The organism is Myroides sp. JBRI-B21084 (assembly GCF_030545015.1).
Classification (GTDB): Bacteria; Bacteroidota; Bacteroidia; order Flavobacteriales; family Flavobacteriaceae; genus Flavobacterium.
Genome location: NZ_CP120653.1, coordinates 780,488 through 805,833 on the forward strand (window position 1 = coordinate 780,488; position 25,346 = coordinate 805,833).

Annotated in this window: 30 protein-coding genes; 23 read left to right on the plus strand and 7 right to left on the minus strand. The window is 31.4% G+C overall.

Annotated elements, in window-relative coordinates; translation table 11 throughout:
• Positions 1–26: 26 nt before the first annotated feature.
• From gcvH to tsaB, 12 genes are all read left to right on the plus strand, one after another.
• A complete protein-coding gene (gcvH, locus tag P3875_RS03790; protein WP_303444931.1) occupies positions 27–407 on the plus strand; it encodes a glycine cleavage system protein GcvH in 381 nt (126 codons plus the stop codon).
• A gap of 67 nt (positions 408–474) precedes the next feature.
• Positions 475–780, plus strand: coding sequence for a VanZ family protein (locus P3875_RS03795; RefSeq protein ID WP_303444932.1), 306 nt, complete (start codon positions 475–477; stop codon positions 778–780).
• 28 nt (positions 781–808) lie between these two features.
• On the plus strand, positions 809–1,522 hold the full coding sequence (gene deoC, locus P3875_RS03800; protein WP_317622831.1) for a deoxyribose-phosphate aldolase: 714 nt from the start codon (positions 809–811) through the stop codon (positions 1,520–1,522).
• A 121-nt stretch (positions 1,523–1,643) separates the two neighbouring features.
• Positions 1,644–2,543, plus strand: coding sequence for a heme o synthase (cyoE, locus tag P3875_RS03805; RefSeq protein ID WP_303444934.1), 900 nt, complete (start codon positions 1,644–1,646; stop codon positions 2,541–2,543).
• Complete coding sequence (locus P3875_RS03810; protein ID WP_303444935.1) at positions 2,543–3,127, plus strand: cytochrome c oxidase subunit 3; 585 nt, start codon at positions 2,543–2,545, stop codon at positions 3,125–3,127. Before cyoE ends, P3875_RS03810 begins: the two co-directional genes overlap by 1 nt.
• A 66-nt stretch (positions 3,128–3,193) precedes the next feature.
• The gene (locus P3875_RS03815; RefSeq protein ID WP_303444937.1) at positions 3,194–4,186 is read left to right on the plus strand and encodes a cytochrome c oxidase subunit 3; all 993 of its coding nucleotides are present in this window, start codon (positions 3,194–3,196) and stop codon (positions 4,184–4,186) included.
• Between the two features lie 21 nt (positions 4,187–4,207).
• Complete coding sequence (locus tag P3875_RS03820) at positions 4,208–4,555, plus strand: cytochrome C oxidase subunit IV family protein (RefSeq protein ID WP_303444938.1); 348 nt, start codon at positions 4,208–4,210, stop codon at positions 4,553–4,555.
• A gap of 68 nt (positions 4,556–4,623) precedes the next feature.
• Positions 4,624–5,286 carry a hypothetical protein gene (locus tag P3875_RS03825; protein ID WP_303444939.1) on the plus strand — a complete coding sequence of 221 codons (663 nt, stop codon included), beginning with the start codon at positions 4,624–4,626 and terminating at the stop codon, positions 5,284–5,286.
• Positions 5,287–5,288: 2 nt separating this feature from the next.
• On the plus strand, positions 5,289–5,957 hold the full coding sequence (locus tag P3875_RS03830; RefSeq protein WP_303444940.1) for an SCO family protein: 669 nt from the start codon (positions 5,289–5,291) through the stop codon (positions 5,955–5,957).
• A complete protein-coding gene (locus P3875_RS03835; RefSeq protein WP_303444941.1) occupies positions 5,957–6,499 on the plus strand; it encodes a DUF420 domain-containing protein in 543 nt (180 codons plus the stop codon). The genes P3875_RS03830 and P3875_RS03835 overlap by 1 nt, the downstream gene beginning before the upstream one ends.
• Entirely contained in the window at positions 6,489–6,731 is a 243-nt protein-coding gene (locus P3875_RS03840) for a hypothetical protein (RefSeq protein WP_303444942.1), read from the plus strand. Before P3875_RS03835 ends, P3875_RS03840 begins: the two co-directional genes overlap by 11 nt.
• 4 nt (positions 6,732–6,735) lie before the next feature.
• Entirely contained in the window at positions 6,736–7,401 is a 666-nt protein-coding gene (gene tsaB, locus P3875_RS03845; RefSeq protein WP_303444943.1) for a tRNA (adenosine(37)-N6)-threonylcarbamoyltransferase complex dimerization subunit type 1 TsaB, read from the plus strand.
• A gap of 30 nt (positions 7,402–7,431) precedes the next feature.
• Here tsaB and P3875_RS03850 read toward each other — a convergent pair whose 3' ends face one another.
• From P3875_RS03850 to P3875_RS03860, 3 genes are read right to left on the minus strand one after another with little or no spacing between them, the layout of a single operon-like run.
• Positions 7,432–8,085, minus strand: a complete 654-nt coding sequence (locus tag P3875_RS03850) for a hypothetical protein (RefSeq protein ID WP_303444944.1) — start codon at positions 8,083–8,085, stop codon at positions 7,432–7,434.
• Between the two features lie 5 nt (positions 8,086–8,090).
• Positions 8,091–10,076, minus strand: coding sequence for a thioredoxin domain-containing protein (locus P3875_RS03855; protein ID WP_303444945.1), 1,986 nt, complete (start codon positions 10,074–10,076; stop codon positions 8,091–8,093).
• Positions 10,077–10,130: 54 nt separating this feature from the next.
• Positions 10,131–11,033 carry a NifU family protein gene (locus tag P3875_RS03860; protein WP_303444946.1) on the minus strand — a complete coding sequence of 301 codons (903 nt, stop codon included), beginning with the start codon at positions 11,031–11,033 and terminating at the stop codon, positions 10,131–10,133.
• 183 nt (positions 11,034–11,216) lie between these two features.
• Between P3875_RS03860 and P3875_RS03865 the strand changes: the two genes are divergently transcribed.
• Both P3875_RS03865 and P3875_RS03870 read left to right on the plus strand, forming a co-directional pair.
• Positions 11,217–12,245 (plus strand): PorP/SprF family type IX secretion system membrane protein, encoded by a 1,029-nt coding sequence (locus P3875_RS03865; RefSeq protein ID WP_303444947.1) that lies wholly within the window; start codon positions 11,217–11,219, stop codon positions 12,243–12,245.
• A gap of 50 nt (positions 12,246–12,295) precedes the next feature.
• Positions 12,296–12,805 carry a gamma carbonic anhydrase family protein gene (locus tag P3875_RS03870; RefSeq protein ID WP_303444948.1) on the plus strand — a complete coding sequence of 170 codons (510 nt, stop codon included), beginning with the start codon at positions 12,296–12,298 and terminating at the stop codon, positions 12,803–12,805.
• Positions 12,806–12,833: 28 nt separating this feature from the next.
• Here the strand turns inward: P3875_RS03870 and P3875_RS03875 are convergent, their stop codons facing one another.
• From P3875_RS03875 to P3875_RS03885, 3 genes are all read right to left on the minus strand, one after another.
• Entirely contained in the window at positions 12,834–13,469 is a 636-nt protein-coding gene (locus P3875_RS03875; protein WP_303444949.1) for a hypothetical protein, read from the minus strand.
• 58 nt (positions 13,470–13,527) lie between these two features.
• On the minus strand, positions 13,528–13,878 hold the full coding sequence (locus P3875_RS03880) for a PUR family DNA/RNA-binding protein (protein WP_303444950.1): 351 nt from the start codon (positions 13,876–13,878) through the stop codon (positions 13,528–13,530).
• Between the two features lie 69 nt (positions 13,879–13,947).
• Positions 13,948–15,705, minus strand: a complete 1,758-nt coding sequence (locus tag P3875_RS03885) for an ABC transporter ATP-binding protein (RefSeq protein ID WP_303444951.1) — start codon at positions 15,703–15,705, stop codon at positions 13,948–13,950.
• A 162-nt stretch (positions 15,706–15,867) separates the two neighbouring features.
• Here P3875_RS03885 and P3875_RS03890 point away from each other — a divergent pair, with 162 nt between their 5' ends.
• The 5 genes from P3875_RS03890 (at position 15,868) to P3875_RS03910 (ending at position 20,339) form a co-directional block, all read left to right on the plus strand.
• Complete coding sequence (locus P3875_RS03890; protein ID WP_303444953.1) at positions 15,868–16,968, plus strand: Glu/Leu/Phe/Val dehydrogenase dimerization domain-containing protein; 1,101 nt, start codon at positions 15,868–15,870, stop codon at positions 16,966–16,968.
• A gap of 82 nt (positions 16,969–17,050) precedes the next feature.
• A complete protein-coding gene (gene nusB, locus P3875_RS03895; RefSeq protein WP_303444954.1) occupies positions 17,051–17,995 on the plus strand; it encodes a transcription antitermination factor NusB in 945 nt (314 codons plus the stop codon).
• Between the two features lie 4 nt (positions 17,996–17,999).
• Positions 18,000–18,518, plus strand: a complete 519-nt coding sequence (locus tag P3875_RS03900) for a DUF1573 domain-containing protein (protein WP_303444955.1) — start codon at positions 18,000–18,002, stop codon at positions 18,516–18,518.
• A 6-nt stretch (positions 18,519–18,524) separates the two neighbouring features.
• Positions 18,525–18,815, plus strand: coding sequence for a preprotein translocase subunit YajC (gene yajC / locus P3875_RS03905; protein ID WP_303444956.1), 291 nt, complete (start codon positions 18,525–18,527; stop codon positions 18,813–18,815).
• A 162-nt stretch (positions 18,816–18,977) separates the two neighbouring features.
• Entirely contained in the window at positions 18,978–20,339 is a 1,362-nt protein-coding gene (locus P3875_RS03910; RefSeq protein WP_303444957.1) for an FAD-dependent oxidoreductase, read from the plus strand.
• Positions 20,340–20,352: 13 nt separating this feature from the next.
• On the opposite strand, the gene P3875_RS03915 is transcribed toward P3875_RS03910, so the two are convergent.
• Positions 20,353–21,864 carry a helicase HerA-like domain-containing protein gene (locus P3875_RS03915; RefSeq protein ID WP_303444958.1) on the minus strand — a complete coding sequence of 504 codons (1,512 nt, stop codon included), beginning with the start codon at positions 21,862–21,864 and terminating at the stop codon, positions 20,353–20,355.
• Positions 21,865–22,192: 328 nt separating this feature from the next.
• On the opposite strand from P3875_RS03915, the gene P3875_RS03920 reads away from it, so the two are divergent.
• The 4 genes from P3875_RS03920 to P3875_RS03935 all read left to right on the plus strand — a co-directional run bounded on the left by P3875_RS03920 (position 22,193) and on the right by P3875_RS03935 (position 25,148).
• The gene (locus tag P3875_RS03920; protein ID WP_303444959.1) at positions 22,193–23,008 is read left to right on the plus strand and encodes a MotA/TolQ/ExbB proton channel family protein; all 816 of its coding nucleotides are present in this window, start codon (positions 22,193–22,195) and stop codon (positions 23,006–23,008) included.
• Between the two features lie 68 nt (positions 23,009–23,076).
• Positions 23,077–23,688: an ExbD/TolR family protein gene (locus P3875_RS03925; RefSeq protein WP_303444961.1), complete on the plus strand. Its 612-nt coding sequence runs from the start codon at positions 23,077–23,079 to the stop codon at positions 23,686–23,688.
• Positions 23,689–23,708: 20 nt separating this feature from the next.
• Complete coding sequence (locus P3875_RS03930) at positions 23,709–24,254, plus strand: ExbD/TolR family protein (protein WP_303444963.1); 546 nt, start codon at positions 23,709–23,711, stop codon at positions 24,252–24,254.
• 21 nt (positions 24,255–24,275) lie between these two features.
• Positions 24,276–25,148 (plus strand): energy transducer TonB, encoded by an 873-nt coding sequence (locus tag P3875_RS03935; protein ID WP_303444965.1) that lies wholly within the window; start codon positions 24,276–24,278, stop codon positions 25,146–25,148.
• Positions 25,149–25,346 lie beyond the last annotated feature (198 nt).

A 25,346-nucleotide genomic window follows, 5' to 3' on the forward strand; every position in this document is an offset into this window, starting at 1 on the left:
ATACATTTGCTTAAAATAATAAAACAATGAATATACCAGCTAATTTAAAGTACACAAAAGACCACGAGTGGGTTAGTTTAGAAGGCGATGTTGCAACCGTAGGAATTACCGATTTTGCACAAAAAGAATTAGGAGATATTGTTTACGTAGAAGTGGAAACACTTGACCAAACTTTAGACCAAGATGAGGTTTTTGGAACAGTTGAGGCTGTAAAAACAGTTTCGGATTTGTTTTTGCCGGTTTCTGGTGAAATTATCGAGTTTAACGAAGGTTTAGAAACAGAACCAGAATTAGTAAACAGCGATCCGTATGCTGCAGGTTGGATGATTAAAGTTAAAGTTGCAGACACAGCTCAATTTGATGCTTTATTAACTGCAGATCAATACAAAGAATTAATTGGTGCTTAATAAAAAGCTAATTGCCATTAGTTGGAATTTGTTAATAATGATTTTTTGTTTGGTAAATCTGTCAAACATGAACGATGTTCAAAAAATACAAATTCCAAATTTAGATAAAGTAGTGCATTTTATTTTTTACACTACTTCATCGTTCTTATGGTGTTGGGCTTTACTGAATAAAAAAACAACAAATAACCAGTTTAATACCGTTTTAATAAATTTAGGATTGATTTTATTCGGGTTGTTAATTGAATTTTTGCAAGATGCTATGCCAACGCATCGTTCGTTTGAATGGTTAGATGTGCTTAGTAATACTGCAGGCGTTTTATTCGGAAACATTATTTATATCTTATATACAAAATTTAAACCTCACTATTCGTGAGGTTTTTTTATATGAAATCATGAAGCACATGGAACAATTTTTAGATGCTACTTATCTTAAAACACCAGAGCAAGCAAATTTGTCTAAACTTGAAAATGTTATTTTTATTGAAAATTTGTTGCACAACGCGGTGAAAAATAAATACAAATGTGTAATGATTTTGCCAGAGTATGTAGCAATGGCAAAAAGTTTTTTTGGTTTATACAAAAGCAATGTTTTGGTAGGTACAGTAATTGATTTTCCTATGGGTAGTGCATCAACTCAAGATAAATTAGCACAAGCTCAAGAAGTAATAGATTTAGGAGCCGATGAATTGGATTTTGTAATAGATTACCAAGCGTTTAAAAAAGGCAATGTTTCCTATGTGCAGAACCAAGTTAAGTTATGTACCGCTTTGTGTTTACATCAACAAAAAACAGTAAAATGGATTATAGAAACAGCAGCTTTATCAAACAAAGAAATTATTCAAATAACTACACTTATAAAAAATACGGTTATTAAGAATTTTAAAGAAGTAGATTTTTGTCGTGTTTTTGTAAAATCATCAACAGGCTTTTTTCAAACAATAAACAATCTTTCAAATGGAGCTACACCTGAAAATATAACCTTGATTATTGAAAATGCATCGCCATTGCCCGTAAAAGCATCCGGCGGAATTAAAACAAAACAACAAGCGCTGTTTTATTTACAAATGGGGGTAAAGCGCATAGGGACATCGTCACAAATTGAAATAGTAAAGTAAAATCAAGTTATTTTCTTTGAATTTTCGGTTTTGTTTAACATGATAAAAATGTAAATAGTTAGTTTTAAGATTTTTTTTAAAGTATATTTGCACACCGAATTTTTATGAGTAAACAGTTATTTTGGAAACACCTTCATCAACAGTAAAAGTATCAGCAATTGCAGAATTTAAAACGCTAACCAAAGCAGGTTTGGCATTTAGTGTTGTTTTTTCTACCTTGGCAGGTTATTTATTGGCAGTAGAAGATTGGCAGCAAATTAGTTTGGTAAAGCTTTTTATGTTGGCAGTTGGTGGTTATTGTATGGTTGGGGCTTCTAACGTTTTTAATCAAGTGATTGAAAAAGATTTAGATGCAAAAATGGATCGTACCAGTAAAAGGCCAGTAGCATCGGGGCGTGTATCTAAAAACAATGCCTTTATTTTAGCTTCGGCATTAACCATTGTAGGTTTGGTAATTTTATATATTGTAAGTCCAAAAACCGCAATGTTTGGGGCTATTTCAATTTTTTTATACACCAGCGTTTACACACCATTAAAGCCTTTAACGCCTTTAGCAGTTTTTGTAGGAGCATTTCCAGGCGCTATTCCTTTTATGTTAGGATGGGTAGCCCATAGCGATCATTTTGGTATTGAAGCAGGTATGTTGTTTTTAATTCAGTTTTTTTGGCAGTTTCCTCATTTTTGGGCATTGGGTTGGTTTTTGTATAACGATTATGAAAAGGGAGGGTTTTATTTATTGCCATCCCGAAAAAAAGATAAAAAAACAGCATTACAAGTATTATTGTACTGCATTTGGTTAATTATAGCCTCATTATTACCGGCAACAGGTTTTACTGGTAGGTTGTTTTTATCGCCAGTAGCTGCGTTTTTAGTTTTAGCAGCTGGCTTATGGATGTTATATGGTGGGGTGCAATTATACCGCAAACAAACCGATAAAGCAGCTAAAACATTAATGTTAATAAGTGTAACCTATATTACCTTAATACAAATAATTTTTATTTTAGATAAATTTTTACGCTAATGAATACAGAAGAATTAATAGCAGAAAAAATACAAAAAGGAAAAGCATACAAAACCATGTTAATTTTTGCAATGGGAAGTATTGTTATGATTTTTGCCGGATTAACAAGTGCTTATGTTATTAGTAAAAATAGACCCGATTGGTTAAAAGATTTTCAATTGCCACAAGCATTTTTATGGAGTACATTGGTTATTGTTTTAAGTAGTATTACTTTTCATTTAGCTAAAAAAGCCATTGAAAAAAACAATCGTACTACAACAAGTTTAATGCTAGGGTTAACTCTTTTGTTGGGGATTAGTTTTGTAATGCTTCAATTTCAAGGTTTTAATCAAGTAATTGCAGCAGGTTACTACTTTACGGGTAGCGAAAGTACAATAACAACATCATTTTTATATGTGGTGGTTTTAGTACATATTGCGCATTTAGCAGGCGGACTAATTTCATTATTAATTGTAATTTATAATCATTATAAACAAAAGTATAATGCAACTCAAACCCTTGGAATTGAGTTAAGTGCGATGTTTTGGCACTTTTTAGGATTCTTGTGGTTGTATTTGTTTTTATTTTTTACTTTTTACAAATAATCTTTTTACTTTTCTTTAAAAGAAAAAAGATGTAAATTTGGGAACTTTTTAACACTTAAACTTTTTATGGGAGCGACAGTAACTACAGCAGCGACTAAAGAACAAACATGGGGAGGTGGCGAAGAAATTCAACCTCTAGGAGCCAGCTATGGGAAAATGATGATGTGGTTTTTCATCTTGTCAGATTCATTAACATTTGCCGGATTCCTTGCAGCATACGGTTTTACAAGATTCAAATTCATGGATTCTTGGCCAATTGCCGATCAGGTATTTAATCACTTTCCGTTTATGCATGGTGTTGATGCACCAATGTACTATGTAGCATTAATGACATTTATTTTGATCTTCTCATCGGTAACGATGGTATTAGCGGTAGACGCAGGTCATCAAATGAAACAAAAGAAAGTAGCTATTTATATGCTATTAACTATTGTTGGAGGTTTAATTTTCGTTGGATCTCAAGCATGGGAATGGAAAAACTTTATAACAGGTACTTACGGTGCTGTTGAAACAAAAGGTGGCGAAATTTTACACTTTGTGAACAAAGAAGGTGAGCGCGTTACATTAGCGCAATTTGCTGATACTTCTGTAGTTCGTGAAGATGAAACCTTAACTAAAAGTAAAGGTGTTTGGGGTATGAAAGGTGCTTCGCAAACATCGGTTTCATTAAGCCAAGTGAAAGCTGGTTTAGAAAAAAATCCAGACATTTTAATTAGAACGCAATATACTGTTAAAGGTAACAAACACGAAAAAGTTACTTTAACACGCGAAGAAACTTTAAAAAGAGCTGAAGACTTTAAATATGTTGTAGAAGGTGCAAACCTTGTTCGTAATGAATACGGTCATAAATCATTTGCAGATTTGTTCTTCTTTATTACAGGTTTCCACGGTTTCCACGTTTCGGTTGGGGTATTGTTAAACATTATTATTTTCTTTAATGTTTTATTAGGTACTTACGAAAAAAGAAAAACCTACGAAATGGTTGAAAAAGTTGGTTTATACTGGCACTTTGTAGATTTAGTTTGGGTGTTTGTATTTACATTCTTCTACTTAGTATAATCATAAATAATTAAAAGAAAAATGGGAGCACACGCATCTAATACAAAAAGAATTTGGCAAGTATTTGGTTTACTGTCATTAATAACAATAGTAGAAGTTATTTTAGGTATTTTAAAGCCCGACGCTTTATTTCACCACGATTTATTTAGCTTAAGCTACCTAAACTGGATTTTTATTATATTAACCATTGTTAAAGCATACTACATTATGTGGGCGTTTATGCACTTAGAAGGTGAAAAAGCATCTTTTCGCTGGTCAATAGTTGCACCAATGGTTTTCTTAATTGCTTACTTAGCTTGTTTAGTTTTAATAGAAGGCGATTATATTCACGAAGTTTTTAGAACATCAAGTATTAAATGGATGTTTTAATTTATAAATAACAGTTAAAAAGGCGGTATTTACACCGCCTTTTTTTATTTTTGTAAAAATTTTTCAGCATGAAAAAATTACTTGTATTAGTTGCCCTTTTTATAGTACCTATTGTTGCATATTTGTTTTTTGCATCGGGGGTTAACTCGTTTATAAAACTACCCGTTGTTACCGAAAAAATTTCCGAACTCCCTTCAAACTGGCAAACATTATCGGGCAACCAAATCCAACTAAAAAATAAAATTACCATATTAGGTTTTACCGGTAACGATATTACTTATGTAGAAGGTAATATGACTAATTTGGCTCATAAAATTTACGATAGAAATAAAGATTTTGTAGATTTTCAGGTAATTATGATTGCACCTATTGGTACCGAGCAAAATCTTAAAAAATTACAAAATGAGTTAAGCGTTAATTTAGATTTAAAAAATTGGCATTTTGTAACTGCAAACCCTAGTGAAATTCAATCGTATCATAAACAATTAGGTTTAATAGGTGGTTTAAACGCTAAATTTGGTACACCTAACGTTTATATTATTGACAAAGAATTGAATTTACGTGGACGGAAAGGGAAGAATAAAAAAGGCGAAGAAGAATACCGTGAAGGGTATAATACTATTTCGGCAGCTGATTTACACAATGAAATGGCCGATGATGTAAAAGTAATTTTGGCAGAATACCGTTTGGCTTTAAAAAAGAATAATAAAAAAGATAACGTAACTCATTAATAATGAAAAAAAACTATTCTTACATTTGGATTTCATTAATTGTATTGATTTTTGGAATTTACTTTGTACCAAAAATTGTAAACCGTTTTAAAGATGCTTCGGTAGTTGAAAGCGATCGTTTAAATGTTGCTAACAGAAATGATTTGTTAGAAGTAGGTAAGGCTCCTAGTTTTTCGTTCACTAATCAAAACAACGAAATCATTTCAAATAAAAATTACGAAGGAAAAGTATATTTGGTTGAGTTTTTCTTTTCTACTTGCCCTACTATTTGTCCTATTATGAACGAAAATATGGTTAAAATTCAAAACGAATTTCAAAAAGAAGAACGTTTTGGTATTGTTTCAATCACCATAGATCCTGAAACAGATACACCTGAAAACTTAAAGCAACATGCTAAATTTTTAGGTGCAACCATGAAAAACTGGAATTTTTTAACAGGTAAGCAAGACGATATTTTTGCGTTATCTAAAAAGTTTAACTTATATGTAGGTGAAAATAGCGATGCACCAGGTGGTTTTGAACATTCGGGCTTATTTGCTTTGGTTGATAAAAATGGAATGATTCGTGCCCGTGATATCGCTCTAAATTCTGATTTTCCATATTATGATGGAACCAATGCAGAAGGGTTAAAAATGCTTAAAGAAGACATTCAACAATTAATTAAAGAATAATGGAAAACGTACAAATTGAAAAAAAATACAATATTTGGATTTGGATTTTATCAATTGCAATTCCTGTGGTGGTAGCCATTTTATTTAGTGTAAACTTACATGATTTGGGTTACAATGTTAAACCACTTACTTTTTTGCCACCTATATATGCAACTATAAATGGTTTAACTGCTGTTTTATTAATATGGGCAGTTGCTGCAATTAAAAAAGGGAATAAATCATTACACGAAAAATTAATTAAAATTTGTATTGGTTGCTCATTGGCATTTTTAGCAATGTACGTGGCGTATCATATGACATCTATTGATATTAAATATCGTGGTGAGGGTGCATTAAGATATATTTACTTTTTTATCTTAATAACACATATTTTACTATCAATTATAATCATTCCGTTTGTATTGGTAACATTTGTACGTGGAATTTCGGGGGCTTATCAACGCCATAAAAAATTAGCTCGTATAACATACCCTATGTGGTTGTATGTTGCGGTGACTGGTGTAATTGTATATTTAATGATTTCGCCTTATTATGTTCACTAAAAAAACAATTACCTACTATTTATTTTCTATTTTCTTTTTTCTGTTTTCTTTAGAAGGATTTGCACAATGTGCTATGTGCAGGGCATCGTTAGAAACCGAAGAAACAGGTTTAAAAGCCGAAGCTGTTAACGATGGTATTGTGTATTTAATGGCTTTTCCGTACTTGTTGTTATTAATTGGTGGTGTGGTAATTTATCGCATTATGAAAAGTAAAAAGAAAAGTAAATTATAGTGCCATGGTTTATATTTTAAATATTGAAACCGCTACTAAAAATTGTTCGGTAAGTATTTCGGCAAATGGCGAAACAGTTGCTTTTAAAGAAATTTCGGAAGAACAATTTAACCATGCTGAAAAATTACATGTTTTTGTAAAAAATGTTTTACAAGAAATAAATATCGGTATTAACCAATTAAGTGCGGTGGCAGTTAGTAAAGGACCAGGGTCATACACTGGTTTACGAATTGGTGTTTCGGCTGCAAAAGGTTTTTGTTATGCCTTAAATATACCTTTAATTTCGGTTGATACATTGGCTGTTTTGGCAGCGCAAATTAAAATTAATTCTGGTGTAATCGTTCCAATGATTGATGCCAGACGAATGGAAGTTTTTACTCAAATGTTCAATGTTAAACACAAAGCAATTGCTGCTGCAGAAGCTTTAATTGTTGATGAAAATGCTTTTGCAGATAGAAACGAAAATATTCATTTAGTGGGTGATGGTGCATTAAAATGTAAAACTGTTTTAAATGAAGATAAATTTGTGTATTATGATGCCAATATTTATCCTTCAGCAAAAGAAATGAGCATTTTAAGTTTTGATAAATTTCAAAAAAACGAGTTTGAAGATGTGGCTTACTTTGAACCTTATTACCTTAAAGATTTTATGCTAACAACTAAAAAATAAAAGACTCCGTTTTTGCGGAGTCTTTCGTTTTTATAAAGTGGCTAAAAAGTTACCTAACTTAATTAAATCACTATCGTTTTCTTTAATTTTATTTTCTTTTAAGAACTTTTTAATAGCAGCTGATTTTTCAGGCATGTATTTGTCGAACGTTTTTTGTTTACCGTCAAACTCAAAAGTTTCGTTATTGTAAGTTATATAATATTTATCTCTATTTAATTTATAAATTGCTTGCGTGTCAGTTTCGTAACTGTTAGCTGCCTTTTGTGCAGGATTTAGTTTGATACTTATAAATTTAGAAACTTTAACGTTGTTTTGATCTACTAAAACACTATGGTATCTTTCGTACGATTTTCCATTGTCAATATATTGAAAAAGTTCAAAAACACTTCCGTCTTCAAATGCAAAATGCGTATTTTTTTCTTTAATTAGTTCTAAAATATCTTTACCGTTTTTATATTCCATTAAATCTGAGTAAGCATTGTATCTAATTAAAAAATCTTGAGTGCCTTTATTTACTTTAGCACTTTGAAATGCTTCTTTTAAATATTTTGAACCCGCTACAGTTTCATCGGTAAAACTAGAAAGTGGTTTAAATGTTAAAGTGGTTCCTGTTTGAACAGTTACTTGTGCGGTTGTTGTAAGGGTTAATAATCCAAACGAAAGTAATAAGATTGTTTTTTTCATTGTTATTAATTTAAAATTGAATTTAAGTTGTTTGTTTCTACTAAACAGCTATTTAAGTTACAAACTTGATATTTTTTTGTTTGATTTTTATAATTTTCTAAAATAGGAATATTTAATGAATTGTTGATTATTAAATAAAAAATATTAGAATTGTAAATACTATTAAATTCATTGTTTGTAACGTTGTTTAATATAATGTATTTAAAATTTTGATTAAAAATTAAATGGTTTGTAAGCCATTCAGAATAAGCACTGGCATAATCTATTTGAGCCAACACCCTATTTGTAGCATCAACAGCTATTTTAGTGAAATAAGTATTTTGATACATAAATCCTAAATAAAATAAATTGCGTGCCATAATTGCATTTGCCGATGGTATTACATTATCTTCTATTTCAAAAATTGTACCAATTGATGAATTCGTTGAGGCTTTAAAGAACCCTTGGTTTTCATCAAAAAAATAGTCAAATGCCAAAAAGGTTAGGCTTTGTGCAAATTGCAAATGTTCTATTTGTTGCGATTTGTTAAAAAGCTGAATAAAAGCTTCTATGGTAAATGCATAATCTTCTAAAGTTCCTGCAATATATTCGTTGTTGTTTTTAAAAACGCGATGTAAGATGTTGTTTTTAAATGTTTTGTATTGAATAAAGTTTGAAAGGTTATTAATTGAAGTTTTAATTTTTTCAGAATCATCAATTTTTACAACCGAAAGTAAACCAGTAAGTAACTGGGCGTTCCAGGCCGTAATTATTTTATCGTCTAACAAAGGTTTAGGTCGATTTTCTTTGCTTTTAGCAAGTAAAGCTTCCCAGTTTTGTTTTAGGTTTTTTAAATCGTTTGTATCTATTTCATGCTTAATTGCAATTGTTTCTAAATCTTCAGATTGAAAAAGGACATAAGCTCGCGTTTCTTCCCAAAAACCATCTTTATTTATTGAAAATACATTGCAGAATAAGGGCCATTCTTCTTTTGAAATTATGTTTTTTAATTCATCTTCGCACCAAAAATAATAAGCACCTTCTTGATTTTTGTTAAGTATGTTTTTGCTATCGGCGTCAAATGCAGCATAAAACCCACCTGAGGCATCTAGCCAATTATTTAATATAAACGAAGTAGTTTTAAAAACAACTTCTTTAAATAAGTAGTTTTTGGTGTGTAAATAGGCATTTGTGTATGTTGTAAGTAATTGTGCATTATCATACAACATTTTTTCGAAATGTGGAATATGCCAATAGTGATCTACACTGTATCGCGAAAATCCTCCTTCAACCACATCAAACAAACCGCCATAAGCCATTTTGGTTAGGGTTAATGTTACATGTTTTAATAAGTAGTTGTTTTGAGTGGTTTTGCCATAACTAAATAAAAAGTTTAAGTTAGTAGGCATCATAAATTTAGGAGCGCGTTGATAGCCACCAAATTCGGAATCAAAACTTTTTTTCCAATTATCTAGAAGCGTATCTATTGAAAAGCTGGAGTGGTTTTTAGGATAAATTTCAAGTGTATTGTTGGCTAAATCTATGCTGTTTTGTAATTTTTCAGCATATTCATACATTTTATTTGGATTTGTATCATAAAGCGAAGCCAATTGTTTTAAAACATCAATCCACTGGTCTTTAGGAACGTAAGTTGCACCCCAAACGGGTAAGCCATTAGGTAATGCAACTATGTTTAAAGGCCAGCCGCCTTGTTTTGTCATTAATTGTAAAGCTTGCATGTAATAACTATCAATTGCGGGGTGTTCCTCTCTGTCAACTTTAAAATTGTTGAAAAAAGTATTCATCACCTGTGCAACATCATCGTTTTCAAAACATTCTTTTTCCATTACATGGCACCAATGGCAAGCCGCATATCCTATACTTATTATAATTAATTTGTTTCCGTTTGCTGCACCAAGTAAGTTTTTATCGTTCCACATTTGCCAATGAACGGGGTTATTGGCGTGTTGCAATAGGTAGGGTGAAAGTGCATTTTTAAGTTGATTTTGCATGTTTTATTTTTAATGATAGAAACAAAAAAGGTTGAGAAAACTCAACCTTGAATATTATCCGTTTAAAGCTTCAACAACAATTTCGTTATTTTGAAGCATTTCACGCAGCATGTTTTCAATTCCGTTTTTAAGTGTAAAGGTTGATGAAGGACAACCACTACATGCACCTTTTAATGTAACTGTAACTTTTTTAGTAGCATCGTTGTAATTTTCAAATGTAATATTACCACCGTCTGATTGCACTGCGGGTTTTACATATTCTTCTAATATATTTATAATTTGTTGCGATGTTACATCTAAATTATCAAAATAGGTATCTTGTTGTTGTTCGTGTTCTTTAGTTTGTGTAATTAGACTTTCGTCGATCACTGTACCGCCGTTTTCAATAAATTGTTTTATGAATGAACGTACTTCAATTGAAATTTCATCCCATTGATAGGCATCGAATTTTGTGATTGAAACATAATTTTCATCAATGAACACCTCTTTTACATATGGTAATTTAAAAAGTTCAATGGCAAGTGGCGATGGTTTGGCTTCGTCGATATTTTTAAATTCAACAGCCGTTTTAGTAAGTGGTTTGTTGGCTACAAATTTTAAAACTCCAGGGTTAGGTGTTGTTTCACCGTAAACCGTTACAGGAATTTTTTTAATAGTTTCATTTGAAGTTTCAATTAAAACTTTACCTCCGTTTGTAACAAAATCTTCTATTTGGGTTTTAACATCGTCTTGTACATCTTCCCATTCAACAATAGAAAAACGTTCAACAGCAACAAAATTTCCAGAAATGTACACTGTTTTTACAAAAGGAAGGTAAAAAAGTTGGCGTGCCAAAGGTGAATTTTCTGTTTCATCTATGTTTTTAAACTCAAAATTGCTTCCATAGCTTATAAAATCTGGAAATTCAAACTTAATGATTGCTGGGTTTTGAGTAGCTTTTATATTTATTTTAAACATTTTTTAAGATTTTTTTCAAAATTAACAAAGAAATATCAATTGAATATTTATATTTGGAATTTAAACGTAAAATTAACATATTTGAATTCGTAATATTTATTAGATATATTTTAAAACATAGTATAAGGTTATTATAGTTTTTTATATATTTGTTAACCATTTCTAAAGAGAAAAAAAGAATTTATGAATATATTTACTAAATCTTTATTAGTTGTTATATCTTCATTATTTGTGTCGCAAATAAGTAACGCACAAGAAGGAGTGTCTGTTTATCAAGATTATCTTACAGATAATTATTTTTTAATACACCCTTCTATGGCAGGTATAGCAAATTGTGCTAAAGTTCGTTTAACAGCGCGCCAACAATGGTTTGGCGAAAAAGATGCGCCTGCTTTACAAACTGCAAGTTTTAATACATCTATATCAGAAAGATCGGGTATAGGTTTTGTTGCTTTTAATGATAGAAATGGATATCATAAGCAAGCTGGTGCAAGATTAACTTACGCGCACCATATTACATTTTCACGTAGCGATTATGATTTAAACAAATTATCGTTTGGTATTAGCGGTGGTTTAGTTAATTCACAATTAGATCAATCTGAATGGGGTAATGTTTTTGATCCATCTGTAAATGGTTCAGAATTAAAGTACAATTATTTTAATGTAGATATTGGTGCTTCTTATCACTTTTTAGATTTTTACGCACACGGTACTGTAAAAAATGTTATTACTTCTGATCGTGAAATTTATTCTACGGTTGAAAGTGATAATCTTCGCAAATTTATTGTATCTACTGGATATGTTTTTGCAAAAAACAGAGGGTATCGTTCATATCGTGATCAAGGTTTTTCTTGGGAACCATCGATGTTGTTTCAGTACATTGAAAAAACGCAAGAAACTATGTTGGATGTAAATTTAAAAATGTATAAAGAATTCGCTAACGGTCAGTTTTTTGCAGGACTTTCTTACCGAACTATGTTTGAAGGTGCTGATTATGTAAAAGATGCCGATGGACAGCCTAAAAAGCAAAATTATAATTCGTTTTCTCCAATTTTAGGAGTTAAGTTTAAAAACATTATGGTTGGTTATACCTATACACACCAAATTGGCAATGTTTTATATAACAACGGTTTTCACCAACTTACCCTTGGCTTTAACTTCTTGTGCAAAGAAAGTAATTACAAATGTAACTGCCCGTCAGTTAACTTTTAATATATAAAATTAAATCCCGATATTTATCGGGATTTTTTATTTTTATAACTATGGCGTTAATTAAATCTATAAAAGGTAAAGCTCCTAAATATCCTGAAAATTGCTTTATAGCAGAAAATGCAACGGTTATTGGCGATGTTGAAATGGGAGATAATTGCAGTGTGTGGTATAATGCTGTTTTACGTGGAGATGTGCATTTTATTAAATTAGGTAATAAAGTAAACGTACAAGATAATGCAGTGATACACTGTACATATCAAAAGCATGCTACAATAATTGGTAACAATGTGTCAATTGGACATAATGCTGTTGTACATGGTTGTACCATACATGATAACGTTTTAATTGGTATGGGGGCAATTGTAATGGATAATTGTACCGTACATAGCAATGTTATAGTAGCAGCAGGTGCGGTAGTAACACAAAATATGGAATTGTTGCCTAATGGAATTTATGCGGGTATACCTGCAAAAAGAGTAAAAGAATTGGAAGCATCGGCATTTGCGGGTGAAATTGAACGTATTAGTAACAACTATGTCTTGTACAGCAGTTGGCAATAAAAAAACAAGCTTTTAAGGCTTGTTTTTTTTATTTTAAAAAATTGCTTTTGCTGTAAAATAATATGAAATTATAAATGTGGGTTGAAGCTTCGAACGGACTCATACCATTATTTATTAATCGTTGTAATAATTTATCGTAATCAATAGTTTGTTTAAACCTGCGTAATTGATAATCTTTAAAAAGTTTAAGTTGGTTGTAGGTAAAGTTTTCGGTTCGTGTTATTTCGCCTTTTTTCACCTCGAAAACAATGTAATTATCATAAACAGGGGTAATGCTATCGTTTTTCACAAACTTTTCTCCACTTATGCCAATATCAAATAATCCGTTGATCCAATTTAAGAACATTGGTTCGTTTTTTGAGTTTATTTGTGTTAAAACAGATTGGTTTTTTATTTTTGAATTGGTGCCTGAAATAAATAAATTATTTAAGTAAAATTTTTTATTAATAACTTCAAACACAGCAACGTAATTGCGGTTTAAAATAGTAGAATCTTTATTAACAATTGGGCGTTTACTTGGGTAATACCTAAAGTATTGTTCCATGTGGTGGTAACGATAAGGGTATGTTTTTCCGTTCCAAATTATTTGTTCGGGTTCGTAATTGGTTTGTGCGTATATACCTATCGAAATAAAAATAAATAAAGCAAAGTATATTTTTTTCATAAGCTTAAAAAAAAATACCGGACATTTTATCCGGTATTAATTAGGTAATTTTTTAATGTTAAAAATCATCAAATTCAACATTTGTAAAGCTTTTAGCACCTGCTAACTCTCTTTTAAAATCTTTTTGATGTCTTTCAGAAATAACTTCTTCGCCTTTTTGTGCTAAAACATAATCGGTCATTTCGTTTAATATTTCTTTAAAAGAAGTAAAATCTTCTTTATACAAATAAATTTTGTGTTTTTTAAAATGGAATGATCCATCTTCTTCAGTGAATTTTTTACTTTCGGTTATTGTTACGTAGTAATCATCTGCTTTAGTAGATCTTACATCAAAAAAATAAGTTCTTCTACCAGCTCTTAATACCTTTGAAAAAATTTCTTCTTTTTCTAGCATTTCATTGTCTCTCATAGTCCTTTCGTTCTGTTAAAATTTTTACATCCGCTCAAAAGTCTAAAAAAAAACTAAATAAAACAAAAATTATAGTACATCTTTTTCTGATAATTGTTTGTTGTATAAATTGGTGTAGTAACCGTTTTTGCTTATTAATTGATTGTGAGTGCCTTGCTCAATGATTTCGCCGTCGTTTAAAATAATAATTTTATCGGCATTTTTGGCTGAAGATACTCTGTGAGTAACAATAATGGTTGTTTTTTGAGCAGAAATATCGGTTAAATTGTTTAAAATGCGTTCTTCGGTTTCGGTGTCAACTGCCGATAAGCAATCATCAAGTAAAAGAACAGGAGCATCTTTAATTAAAGCACGTGCAATAGAAACACGTTGTTTTTGTCCGCCCGATAATGTGATACCACGTTCGCCCAAAATGGTTTCGTAACCTTTCTCAAATTGCATAATGTTATTGTGTACATCGGCAATTTTCGCAAAATGTTCAATTTCTGTTTGTGTTGCGTTTTCTTTACCAAACTGAATGTTGTTTTTGATAGAATCTGAAAATAAAAAGGCATCTTGAGGTACAACTGCAATTTGGTTGCGTAAATTTTGTACATTCCAGTTTTTGATTTCTTGTTCGTCTATTAAAATTTCACCTGAACTAACATCATATAATCTAGAAATTAATTGTAATATAGTTGATTTTCCCGATCCAGTTTTTCCTAAAAAAGCTACTGTTTCTCCTTTTTCTATTGTAAACGATATGTTTTTTAAAGCTTGAATTTTAGTGTCATCGTAAATAAATTGTACGTTTTTAAATTCAATTTTGCCATCTAATTGTTTTTCTAGGCTTGTGGTTGATTGTATTGCTGGAACTTCGTTTAAAAATTCATTGATTCTTTTTTGTGATGAATCGGCTTCTTGTATCATTGTAGAAACCCAACCTAATGATGCAATAGGCCATGTTAACATATTTATGTATAAAATAAATTGAGCAATTATACCAATTTCGGTAATACTGCCGTTTATGTACATGCGTGCACCTATAAAAACAATAAGTACGTTGCTTATACCAATAAGTAGAATCATTAAGGGGCCAATAAGTGCATTTGTAAAAGTTAAACGCATGAATTTGTTTTTACTTTCAGTAGTTGCGCTGTTGTACGCGCTGTTTTCACGGTTTTCTAAAGTATAGGCTTTAATTACTCTTATTCCTGAAAATATTTCTTGTGAGAACGATGAAAGTTTAGATAAATTTTGTTGGTATGCAAAACTTCTACGGTTAATTTCGGTACTTAACTTGTACATTAAAATTGCTAAAAAAGGCACAGGTATTAATGAATACCAAGTAAGTGTTGGTGATATAATGTACATTTGAACAATTACAATTACCATTCTAAAAATAGTGTTTATAGAATACATTATTGCAGGGCCAACGTATTGGCGAACTTTGGCTACATCTTCAGAAATTCTACTCATTAAATCGCCAGTGCGCTGTTTTTTATAAAAATCTAAACTTAGTTTTTGGTATTGATTGTAAATTTCATTTTTTAAATCAAATTCAATATGGCGCGACATAACAATTATAGTTTGGCGCATTAAAAATGTAAAAAAACCAGCAATAAGTGTTGTTCCTACAATAAGCAACATATTATGCCATAAAGCTTGTTTTGTTTGGGTAGCGGTTAATTGGTTCTTTAAAAAATGTTCTAGAACAGTAATAGCATCGCCTATATATTGGGGTGTAAAAACGGTAAAAATTTGTGAAACAATGGTTATTACAATTCCAATTAGAAATCGATATTTGTATTTATAAAAATATTTATTAAGCTTTTGAAGTTCTTTCATTTCTTATGTGATATTTTTGTTGATTTTTTATTAAACTTTAGTTTTTTGTTGTTGTTTGTTGTTTGAATTTATGATAAATTTGCTTATTTAATAATAATTATTTCGTAAAAAAATAATAAAATAAATTGTTTTATATTTGAAATTATCAAATTAAGTAAAATTATGACAACAAACACATATACTCCGGAGGAGTTAAAAAAAATTGATCCAGTTTTTGGACAAATTTCCTTTGATCACCATGAACAAATTGTATTTTGCCACGACAAAGATACTGGTTTAAAAGCAATAATTGGTATTCACAATACAGTATTAGGACCTGCTTTAGGTGGTACACGTATGTGGAATTATACTTCAGAATGGGAAGCTTTAAACGATGTATTGCGTTTGTCTCGTGGAATGACTTATAAATCAGCTATTTCAGGTTTAGATTTAGGTGGTGGTAAAGCAGTTATTATTGGCGATTCTAAAAAAGATAAAAACCCTGAATTAATTAAGGCTTTTGCTAAATACGTAGATTCATTAAGCGGTAGATATATTACTGCTGAAGATGTAGGTACTACTACACCTGATATGGATTTAATTCACACAATTACTCCACACGTAACGGGTATTTCTGAAAGTTTAGGTGGTTCTGGAAACCCTTCTCCAGTAACTGCATACGGTGTTTACATGGGTTTAAAAGCTGCTACTAAATTTAAATTTGGTTCAGACGATTTAAACGGTAAAAAAGTATTAGTACAAGGTATTGGTAACGTAGGTGAAACATTAGTTAAGCACTTAGTAAACGCTGGTGCATTAGTTACAATTACCGATATTAGCCAAGAGCGTGTAGAAGAAGTTGCTAAAAAATACAATACAGAAATTTACATGGGCAACGATTTGTATACGTTAGATGTTGATATTTATGCACCTTGTGCATTAGGCGCAACTGTAAATAACGATTCAATTAGCAAATTAAAAGCACAAGTAATTGCTGGTGCAGCAAACAATCAGTTAGAAGTTGAAGCTGTTCATGGAAAAATGTTACAAGAAAAAGGTATTGTTTATGCACCCGATTTCTTAATTAATGCTGGTGGTATTATTAATGTTTTTGGCGAAATTGCTAAATATGGTTCAGACGAAGCTATTCGTAGAACCGAAAATATTTACAACACAACTTTAGATATTTTAAACCTTGCTAAAGATCAAAACATTACGCCAAACCAGGCTGCTATGAAAATGGCTGAACAACGTATTGAAAAGAAAAAACAAGAAAATAAATAAAATTTAAAATTTTGTTTTAATTTTGCAAAGCGAAAATCATAAAGGTTTTCGCTTTCTTTTATAAAATTAAGTTCTTAGTAGCATGGTAAACCGCCGTCATATCCGTTCAAAAGTATTGCAAGCCATTTATGCAATGACTCAAAACCAATCTGATCAACTAGATGTATATGAAAAATATCTTTTCAACAGTCTAGAAAATATTCGTGAATTATACCTTCTAATGTTGTCATCGTTAGTAGAACTTCAAAAAGTTGAAGCAGAATTTTTAGAAGTATCGGCACAAAAACACTTAGCTACTCCCGAAGAAAAAAATCCTAACAAAAAATTCATTAATAACTTAGCGTTAACAATATTGGTTCAGTCTGAAACTTTAAAAAATTGGACAGAAGAACTACATATAAACCAATTTCATGTAAACGATCATTACATAAAAACCTTATTGCAAGAAATTAAAACCAGCGATTTGTACAAACAATACATGCGCAATGGTGTTAATAAATTTGCTGAAGACAAAGAATTTGTAATTAAGTTATTTACTGATTTCATTGCTCCAAATGAAAAAATTTACGAATTTTTAGAAGATTATAAAATTTCTTGGATTGATGATATTCCAGTTGTAAACACTGCGATCTTAAAACAATTAGAAGGCTTAAAAGACGAAAATAGTTATTTTAAATTAAATAAAGTTTTTAAAGACGACGAAGACAAAGATTTTGCAAAACAGTTGTTTAGAAAAACAGCTTTAAATGCCGATGTTTTTGTAAAAGAATATGAAGACAAAACCCGTAATTGGGAATTAGACCGTATTGCCGAAGTTGATACCATTATTCTAAATTTAGGTGTTTGTGAATTACAAAAATTTCCATCGATACCTGTAAAAGTAACAATTAACGAATATTTAGAACTTGCAAAAGAATATTCAACACCAAAAAGTAGTATATTTATCAACGGAATTTTAGACGCATTAGTTAAAAAATACCGCGAAGAAAATAAACTAAATAAAATAGGAAGAGGATTAATTGAATAAAACTATGAAAAAATTAATGTTAGTAGCGGGTTTTGCCGCTTTAAGTTTAGTTGCTTGTAATAAAAAAGAAGACGCATCGTCGCGCATTGGTAACAACGTAACAGCAGCAGAACCAACAGCAACAAATAACACACCAGCAACAACACAGCCAAATGCAGCAGCAGGAGCGCCAGAAACAACTGCAACAACAGCAAATGAAACGCCACAAAATGGTTATCCTAAAATTGCTTTCAACAAAACCACTCACGATTTTGGCGATTTAAAAAAAGGAAGCAAAGGTGAATTTGAATTTATTATTAAAAATGAGGGTACTGTAGATTTAGTAGTTATTGATGCTAAAGCTTCATGTGGTTGTACCGTTCCAGAAAAACCAACAGCACCAATTAAACCTGGGAAATCTGATAAAATGAAAGTAGTATTTTCTGCAAACAGTCCAGGTTTACAAAGTAAAAACATAACATTAACAACCAATACCCAAGCAGGTAGTGAAATGTTAACAATTAAAGCAAACGTAATTGAATAATTTATAATGGAAAATTTACAACAATTTTTACCCTTTGTATTAATAATGGCAGCAATGTATTTTTTAATGATACGCCCACAACAACAAAGAGTAAAAAAGGAAAAAGAATTTGAAAGCAGCTTAAAAGTAGGTGATAAAATTGTAACCAAAGCAGGCATCCACGGAAGAATTTCTGAACTTGCTGAAACTACAATGGTAGTTGAAACAATGGCTGGTAAAATTAAAATGGAAAAAGCAGCAATCTCTTTAGATTTAAGCAGAAAAATAAATGCTTCTCCTGTAGTTGAGAAAAATTAAAAAAAAACTCCTAAAGAAATTTAGGAGTTTTTTTTAAATATAATTTAAAAATAGTTTGTAAATCAACTAAATAAAAGTAGTAATAAAAGCAATAAACTTTGGTGGCTATTGTACAATTTAGTACTTTTATCAATCGTAAAAAAGCAAACAAAAAGCAATTATATGCTTACAAAAAATAAAGATATCGCTATAGCGGGTGCCGGTTTGGTGGGAACACTTTTAGGCATTTATCTTAAAAAGAAAGATTATAATGTAACGGTTTTTGACCGTAGTGCAGATATTCGTAAAATAAAATTTTCTGGGCGTTCTATAAACTTAGCCATGTCAACACGCGGATGGCATGCTTTGGATAAAGTTGGCATTGGCAATGCAATTCGTAAAATAGCCATACCAATGGATAAACGCGCCATTCATTTAAAAGATGGTTCATTATCATTTCAGCCCTACGGTATTAATGGCGAAGCAATTTATTCTATTTCACGCGGTGGTTTAAACCGAATGATGATTGATTTAGCTGAAAAAGCAGGAGTTCAATTCCAATTCAATCAAAAAATTTGGGACATAAATCTTGATACCGCAACTTTATATATCGCCGAAGACGAACACGGACCTTTTGAACACCATCAGTACGATCAAATTTTTGCCGCCGATGGTGCTTTTTCGCGCATTCGTCACCGCATGCAACGTCAAAATCGTTTTAATTACTCGCAATATTTTTTAAATATAGGATATAAAGAGCTTACTATACCTGCAAACGAAGACGGTTCACATAAAATTGATCCTAATTCGTTTCATATTTGGCCGCGTGGTGAGTTTATGTTAATTGCTTTATCTAACGATGATGGTTCGTTTACTTGCACCTTATTTATGCCTTTTGAAGGTGAAAATTCGTTTGAAGAAATTAATAACGAAGAAAAATTAACAGCGTTTTTTGCCGAATATTTTTCTGATACAAAAGATTTAATAGTTGATCTTAAAAAAGATTATTTTGCAAATCCAACGTCGTCATTAGTAACAATGCAATGTTATCCATGGACATATAAAGATAAAGTGGCGTTAATAGGCGATTCGGCACATGCAATTGTACCTTTTTACGGACAAGGTATGAATGCTGGCTTTGAAGATATTACTGCTTTAAGTGATTTATTAGATATGTTTCCTAACGATGTTGCAACTGTATTTAAGAAATATCAAGAAATACGCAAGCCAAATGCCGATGCTATTGCTGAACTTTCGTACAGAAATTTTATGGAAATGAGTTCCAAAACGGCCGATGCTAATTTTTTACTACAAAAGAAAATTGAAGCATGGTTTACAAAAATGCATCCCGAAAAATGGTTGCCTTTGTATGACAGGGTAACTTTTAGTTTAAATCCTTATGAAGATGCTTTAGCAATTGGTGATTTTCAGAAAAGCGTAATGGACGAAGTAATGAAATTGCCTAATATTCACAACAATTGGCAAACTAAAGAAGTAGAAAATTTAATGTTAAGTTTACTTAATAAAAATAAAGCAGACAAATAGTCTGCTTTATTTTTTATTTTTTTAAAATTTTGGTTAGTACACCAAAAGCGCCTCTTAAAAAAGTTGCACTTGTTAATACTTTAATTACTTGCTTTGCAAAGTAACTTTCTTCTTTTTTAGGTGTGGTGCTTCGCGTTGTTTTTGTAGTGGTTGTTTCGGGTTGATCTTCTTGTATGGTTTCTATTTTTTTGTTTAGCAATTCATACGCACTTTCACGATCAATTACATGGTTGTATTTTTTAGTTAAGGTCGATTTTTCTATTAAATCTTCAATTTCATTAGGTTGTAACACATCCATTCTACTCATTGGTGCTTGCATCATGCAAACAGCAAGTGGGGTAGGGATTCCTTTTTCATTTAAAACAGTTACTAATGCTTCACCAGTACCCAATTGGGTAATAATTTCGTTTGTTTTATAAAAAGGTGTTGAAGGAAAATTTTCTGATGCCAATTTAATGGCTTTTCTGTCTTTATCGGTAAAAGCACGCAAAGCATGTTGTATTTTTAAACCTAATTGAGCTAAAACGCCATCGGGCACATCGGTTGGGTTTTGAGTAATAAAATACAAGCCAATTCCTTTTGAACGAATCAATTTTACAATAGTTTCAATTTGATCTAACAATGCTTTGCTGGCTTCGTTAAAAATTAAATGAGCTTCATCAATAAAAATAACCAATTCCGGACGACCGCTATCACCTTGTTCGGGCATCGTATTGTACACTTCGGCTAAAAGGCACAACATAAAGGTTGAAAAAAGTTTAGGTTTATCTTGTATGTCGTTTAAACGCAAAATGTTTACATATCCTTTTCCGTTTTCATCAATGCGCATTAAATCGTTAATATCAAATGATGTTTCTCCAAAAAACAAATCGGCATCTTGCTGTTCTAATTCTATAAGTTTACGCAAAATGGCACCCGTTGATGCGGTTGAAACGCGCCCGTATTCTTTTTCAATATCTTCTTTACCTTCGTTTGTAATAAACTGTATTACCTTTTTAAGGTCTTTTAAATCTAGTAAAGGCAATTGATGGTCGTCGCAATATTTAAAAATTAACGACATAACGCCGCCTTGTGTATCGTTTAAATCTAAAATACGCGAAAGTAAAACGGGTCCAAATTCAGAAATTGTAGCACGTAAACGCACCCCATTTTGTTTAGATATGGTTAATAATTCAACAGGAAAGGCAGTTGGATTAAAAGGTAAATTCATTTTTGCATGGCGCTCTTCAATAAAAGGTGTTTTTACACCAGTTGCTGCAATTCCGCTAAAATCACCTTTAATATCCATCATCAACACAGGAATTCCGTTGTTTGATAGTTGTTCCGATAGTACTTGTATGGTTTTTGTTTTACCTGTACCAGTAGCACCAGCAATTAAACCATGGCGGTTTAAGGTTTTTAAAGGTATGTTAATCAGTAAGTCTGCAATTGCTTGGTTGTTTGCCATTGCGCCCCCAAGAGTTATAAAGTCGGTTTTAAAAGTATAACCGTCTTTAATAGTTTGTTTAAAATTTTCTAAATCCATTCTAAATAAATAATCTTTTTTATAAAGATAAGAACTTCTTTTTACTAAAAAAACAACTTAAAAAGGTATATTAATTAATTGTTACTAAAAAATTGGTGTTAAAAAGCAATAATAATGATAATTAATCGTTTATAAAATATTAGATATGGCAATAAAACAACAAAAAGTAAAGTAATTGTTTCTTTTTAGTTAATTTTAAGTTGTTTAGCCATACAGAGTGAAAAATTATTTTTTTATTTAAACTAAAAAAGTAAATTTGCTTTGCTTGAATGCAAGCAAAAAACTAATTTTAAAAATTGAGTAAACATTAAATTTAAATTTTATTAAGATGACACAAACAGTTGAGAAAAATCCAAGCGGTTCAGGATTATCTAACATTGCTGCGGCACTAACAATTTTAGCATGTCTTGCATTTGGATATGTTATTTGGGATTTTGTATTAGGTAGCTCTACGAACTTTATGAACGGAGATCCTAAAGGTGACCCGCTTCCAGGTAACTTAATGGGAATGATGTATAAAGGTGGATATGTTATTGCTGTATTAATTGGATTATTAACAACAACTATTGTTTTTGGTATTGAAAGATTTATTGTAGTAAGTAAAGCTGCAGGATCTGGAGATGTTAAAGGTTATGTTGCAAAGGTACAATCATTAGTTAACGCAAATCAAATTGATGATGCAATTGAGCTTTCAGACAAGCAAAAAGGTTCTGTAGCTAACGTTGTAAAAGCAGCTTTAGTTAAGTTAAAAGAAGTAAAACGCGAAGGTTTTGATGCAGATAAAGCTACAGAAACAATTCAAAAAGAAATTGAAGAAGCTACGGTATTAGAAATGCCAATGTTAGAAAAAAACATGATTATTTTAGCAACTTTAGTATCTATTGGTACATTAGTAGGTTTATTAGGTACAGTAACAGGTATGATTAAAGCATTCTCGGCTTTATCAACTGCTGGTTCACCTGATTCTTCTGCTTTAGCAACTGGTATCTCTGAAGCGTTAATGAACACTGCAACAGGTATTGGTACATCTACATTAGCTATTGTATTCTACAACGTATTCACAACTAAAATTGATAAATTAACTCATTTTATCGACGAAGCTGGTTTCGCAATTACACAATCGTACAGAAGACACAATAAATAATCATTTATTGTAAATCGTATAAATTGTATAATTTCCAGATTTAATCTGGTTAAAAAAGAAGAAAGAATATGGCAAAAATGAAAAAATCAAGTACAAGAATTGATATGACCGCAATGTGCGACGTATCGTTCTTATTGCTAACATTCTTCGTTTTAACCTCTACAGCAAAAACACCAGAAGTTCACCCTGTTGATTTGCCTGCATCTACTAAGGAAACTAAAATTCCTTCAGACGATATTTTATCAATTACCGTTGGTCAAGAAAACGTGTTTATTGGTATTGCAGGAAGAGAAGATCGTAAAGATATCTTAACCAGAATGGGTAATGAATATAAAATTGAATTCACCGAAGCAGAAAAAAATGCTTTTGCTGGATTAGAAAATTTTGGTGCTGATATACGTGAAATGAAGAGCTTGTTGGCTAAAGCGCCAAGCGATCGAATGAAAGAAGAATTCCATAAAGGAATCCCTTATAAAGATTCATTAAACAACCAACTTTCTAGTTGGGTACGTTTAGCGCGTGAATCATCTTGGCAACGTAAAGAATCGTTCTTAAAAGTTGCAATTAAAGGTGATGCTAACGAACAATTTGGTACTATTAAAGAAATAATAGATATTTTACAAAAACAACGTCAAAACCGCTTTTACCTTGTTACAGGTTTAAGATCAGAAGACTTTTAATCACTAAAAATTAAAAAGAAATGGCAGAATTAAATACAGGTGGTAACGAAGGCAAAGGCGGTAAAAAAGTAAGAAGTAAAAAACAAAACACCGGTGTTGATTTAACAGCAATGGTAGATTTGGCATTCTTATTGATTACGTTCTTTATGTTAACTACCTCTTTATCTAAACCTCAGTCAATGGATTTGACTATGCCTGATAAGTTAGAAAAAGATGATCCAACGCCGCCACAAGAGGCAAAGGAATCTAAAACCATGACTATTTTAATGGGGAAAGACCGTAAATTAAAATACTACATGGGTATGTTTAACGATCCGTACTTAGGAGTTGGTCCAACCGATTCTACTTACGGTAAGGCAGGTATACGTCAGGTTATTTTGCAAAAAATGGCCAACTTAAAGGCAAAAGGGCAAACTGGTAAAGATGGAATTGTTGTGTTAATTAAAGCAACTGAAGATGCAACATACACCGATATGATTGATATTTTAGATGAAATGGCAATTACAGGTGTTGCAATCTACGCAATACAAGACATGACAGAAGACGAAAAAGCAGTTATGCAATAAGCATAAATAAAATAAACTACTATGGCTAATATTAATTTATTTGGAAAGGATTGGACCAATATTGTTTTTGAAGGCAGAAATAAAGCCTACGGAGCATACAAATTGCGTCAAGAAAATCCTAAAACCACTTTACTGGCACTTATGTTTGGTATTGTGTGTATCGGTTTGGCTTTTGGTGGATCGGTTTTATTTAAAACATTTTTTGGCGATAAATTTAATAAATCTAAAGATACCGAACAGGTTTCAATAACCGAAATCGCATTACCAGAATTACCTGAACCAGAACCACCGGTTGAGGAAATTAAAGAAGAACCTAAAGAAGTTGAACAAGCAGATGCATCAAAATCTGTGCAAGAAGAAGTTAAGTTTGTTGAAACCGAAGTTAAGAAAGATAACGAAGTTAAAAACGAACAAAAAACTGCACAAACCGATATTGATGATAACAAAACATCTGGACGTGAAGACAGAGAAGGTGATAGAAATGGTGAGTTAAAAAACGACGGTAAGCAAACCGGAGGTGCCGAAAAAGGTTCTGAAGGAAAAGGAACGGGTGATAAAAAATCAGACGACGATAATCCTAATAAAGTTTGGGGTTTTGTTCAGAAAAAAGCAACACCAAACGAAGGTTTAGAAAGTTTTTACAAAAGTTATACTCGTAAATTTAACGCTCCTGAAGTGGGTGGCGGCGTAACTCAAATTTCGGTTCTTTTAAAATTTGTTGTTGAAAAAGATGGTTCTTTTAGTGATATTCAAATTGCAGGTCCAGATCCGCATAACATTGGTAAAGAAGCAATTCGTGTGTTAAAATCAATGCCAGCTTGGAAACCAGCAGAGCATAATGGTAAAACAGTACGTTCTAGCTTTAAATTACCTATTAAAATTAGAGTTAACTAATATGTTACAAAATTTTATAAATAACTTTAAACAAAAATCGCTTTTACAGCGATTTTTGTTCTTTTTAGGCTTGGTTTTTTTAATGCTTTACTTTGTATTAGGTTGCATGTTTATCTTTTGGAAATCAATTCCTTTAGAATTATCTTATAACCGCCGCTTATTGTTTGGTGTTTTGTTAATAGTGTACAGCATTATTAG

Bases quoted from the DNA above. Each gene is read 5' to 3' on its own strand.
- gcvH (WP_303444931.1), top strand. From the start codon at position 27: ATGAATATACCAGCTAATTTAAAGTACACAAAAGACCACGAGTGGGTT.
- P3875_RS03795 (WP_303444932.1), top strand. From the start codon at position 475: ATGAACGATGTTCAAAAAATACAAATTCCAAATTTAGATAAAGTAGTG.
- deoC (WP_317622831.1), top strand. From the start codon at position 809: ATGGAACAATTTTTAGATGCTACTTATCTTAAAACACCAGAGCAAGCA.
- P3875_RS03810 (WP_303444935.1), top strand. From the start codon at position 2,543: ATGAATACAGAAGAATTAATAGCAGAAAAAATACAAAAAGGAAAAGCA.
- P3875_RS03815 (WP_303444937.1), top strand. From the start codon at position 3,194: ATGGGAGCGACAGTAACTACAGCAGCGACTAAAGAACAAACATGGGGA.
- P3875_RS03820 (WP_303444938.1), top strand. From the start codon at position 4,208: ATGGGAGCACACGCATCTAATACAAAAAGAATTTGGCAAGTATTTGGT.
- P3875_RS03825 (WP_303444939.1), top strand. From the start codon at position 4,624: ATGAAAAAATTACTTGTATTAGTTGCCCTTTTTATAGTACCTATTGTT.
- P3875_RS03830 (WP_303444940.1), top strand. From the start codon at position 5,289: ATGAAAAAAAACTATTCTTACATTTGGATTTCATTAATTGTATTGATT.
- P3875_RS03835 (WP_303444941.1), top strand. From the start codon at position 5,957: ATGGAAAACGTACAAATTGAAAAAAAATACAATATTTGGATTTGGATT.
- P3875_RS03840 (WP_303444942.1), top strand. From the start codon at position 6,489: ATGTTCACTAAAAAAACAATTACCTACTATTTATTTTCTATTTTCTTT.
- tsaB (WP_303444943.1), top strand. From the start codon at position 6,736: ATGGTTTATATTTTAAATATTGAAACCGCTACTAAAAATTGTTCGGTA.
- P3875_RS03850 (WP_303444944.1), bottom strand. From the start codon at position 8,085: ATGAAAAAAACAATCTTATTACTTTCGTTTGGATTATTAACCCTTACA.
- P3875_RS03855 (WP_303444945.1), bottom strand. From the start codon at position 10,076: ATGCAAAATCAACTTAAAAATGCACTTTCACCCTACCTATTGCAACAC.
- P3875_RS03860 (WP_303444946.1), bottom strand. From the start codon at position 11,033: ATGTTTAAAATAAATATAAAAGCTACTCAAAACCCAGCAATCATTAAG.
- P3875_RS03865 (WP_303444947.1), top strand. From the start codon at position 11,217: ATGAATATATTTACTAAATCTTTATTAGTTGTTATATCTTCATTATTT.
- P3875_RS03870 (WP_303444948.1), top strand. From the start codon at position 12,296: ATGGCGTTAATTAAATCTATAAAAGGTAAAGCTCCTAAATATCCTGAA.
- P3875_RS03875 (WP_303444949.1), bottom strand. From the start codon at position 13,469: ATGAAAAAAATATACTTTGCTTTATTTATTTTTATTTCGATAGGTATA.
- P3875_RS03880 (WP_303444950.1), bottom strand. From the start codon at position 13,878: ATGAGAGACAATGAAATGCTAGAAAAAGAAGAAATTTTTTCAAAGGTA.
- P3875_RS03885 (WP_303444951.1), bottom strand. From the start codon at position 15,705: ATGAAAGAACTTCAAAAGCTTAATAAATATTTTTATAAATACAAATAT.
- P3875_RS03890 (WP_303444953.1), top strand. From the start codon at position 15,868: ATGACAACAAACACATATACTCCGGAGGAGTTAAAAAAAATTGATCCA.
- nusB (WP_303444954.1), top strand. From the start codon at position 17,051: ATGGTAAACCGCCGTCATATCCGTTCAAAAGTATTGCAAGCCATTTAT.
- P3875_RS03900 (WP_303444955.1), top strand. From the start codon at position 18,000: ATGAAAAAATTAATGTTAGTAGCGGGTTTTGCCGCTTTAAGTTTAGTT.
- yajC (WP_303444956.1), top strand. From the start codon at position 18,525: ATGGAAAATTTACAACAATTTTTACCCTTTGTATTAATAATGGCAGCA.
- P3875_RS03910 (WP_303444957.1), top strand. From the start codon at position 18,978: ATGCTTACAAAAAATAAAGATATCGCTATAGCGGGTGCCGGTTTGGTG.
- P3875_RS03915 (WP_303444958.1), bottom strand. From the start codon at position 21,864: ATGGATTTAGAAAATTTTAAACAAACTATTAAAGACGGTTATACTTTT.
- P3875_RS03920 (WP_303444959.1), top strand. From the start codon at position 22,193: ATGACACAAACAGTTGAGAAAAATCCAAGCGGTTCAGGATTATCTAAC.
- P3875_RS03925 (WP_303444961.1), top strand. From the start codon at position 23,077: ATGGCAAAAATGAAAAAATCAAGTACAAGAATTGATATGACCGCAATG.
- P3875_RS03930 (WP_303444963.1), top strand. From the start codon at position 23,709: ATGGCAGAATTAAATACAGGTGGTAACGAAGGCAAAGGCGGTAAAAAA.
- P3875_RS03935 (WP_303444965.1), top strand. From the start codon at position 24,276: ATGGCTAATATTAATTTATTTGGAAAGGATTGGACCAATATTGTTTTT.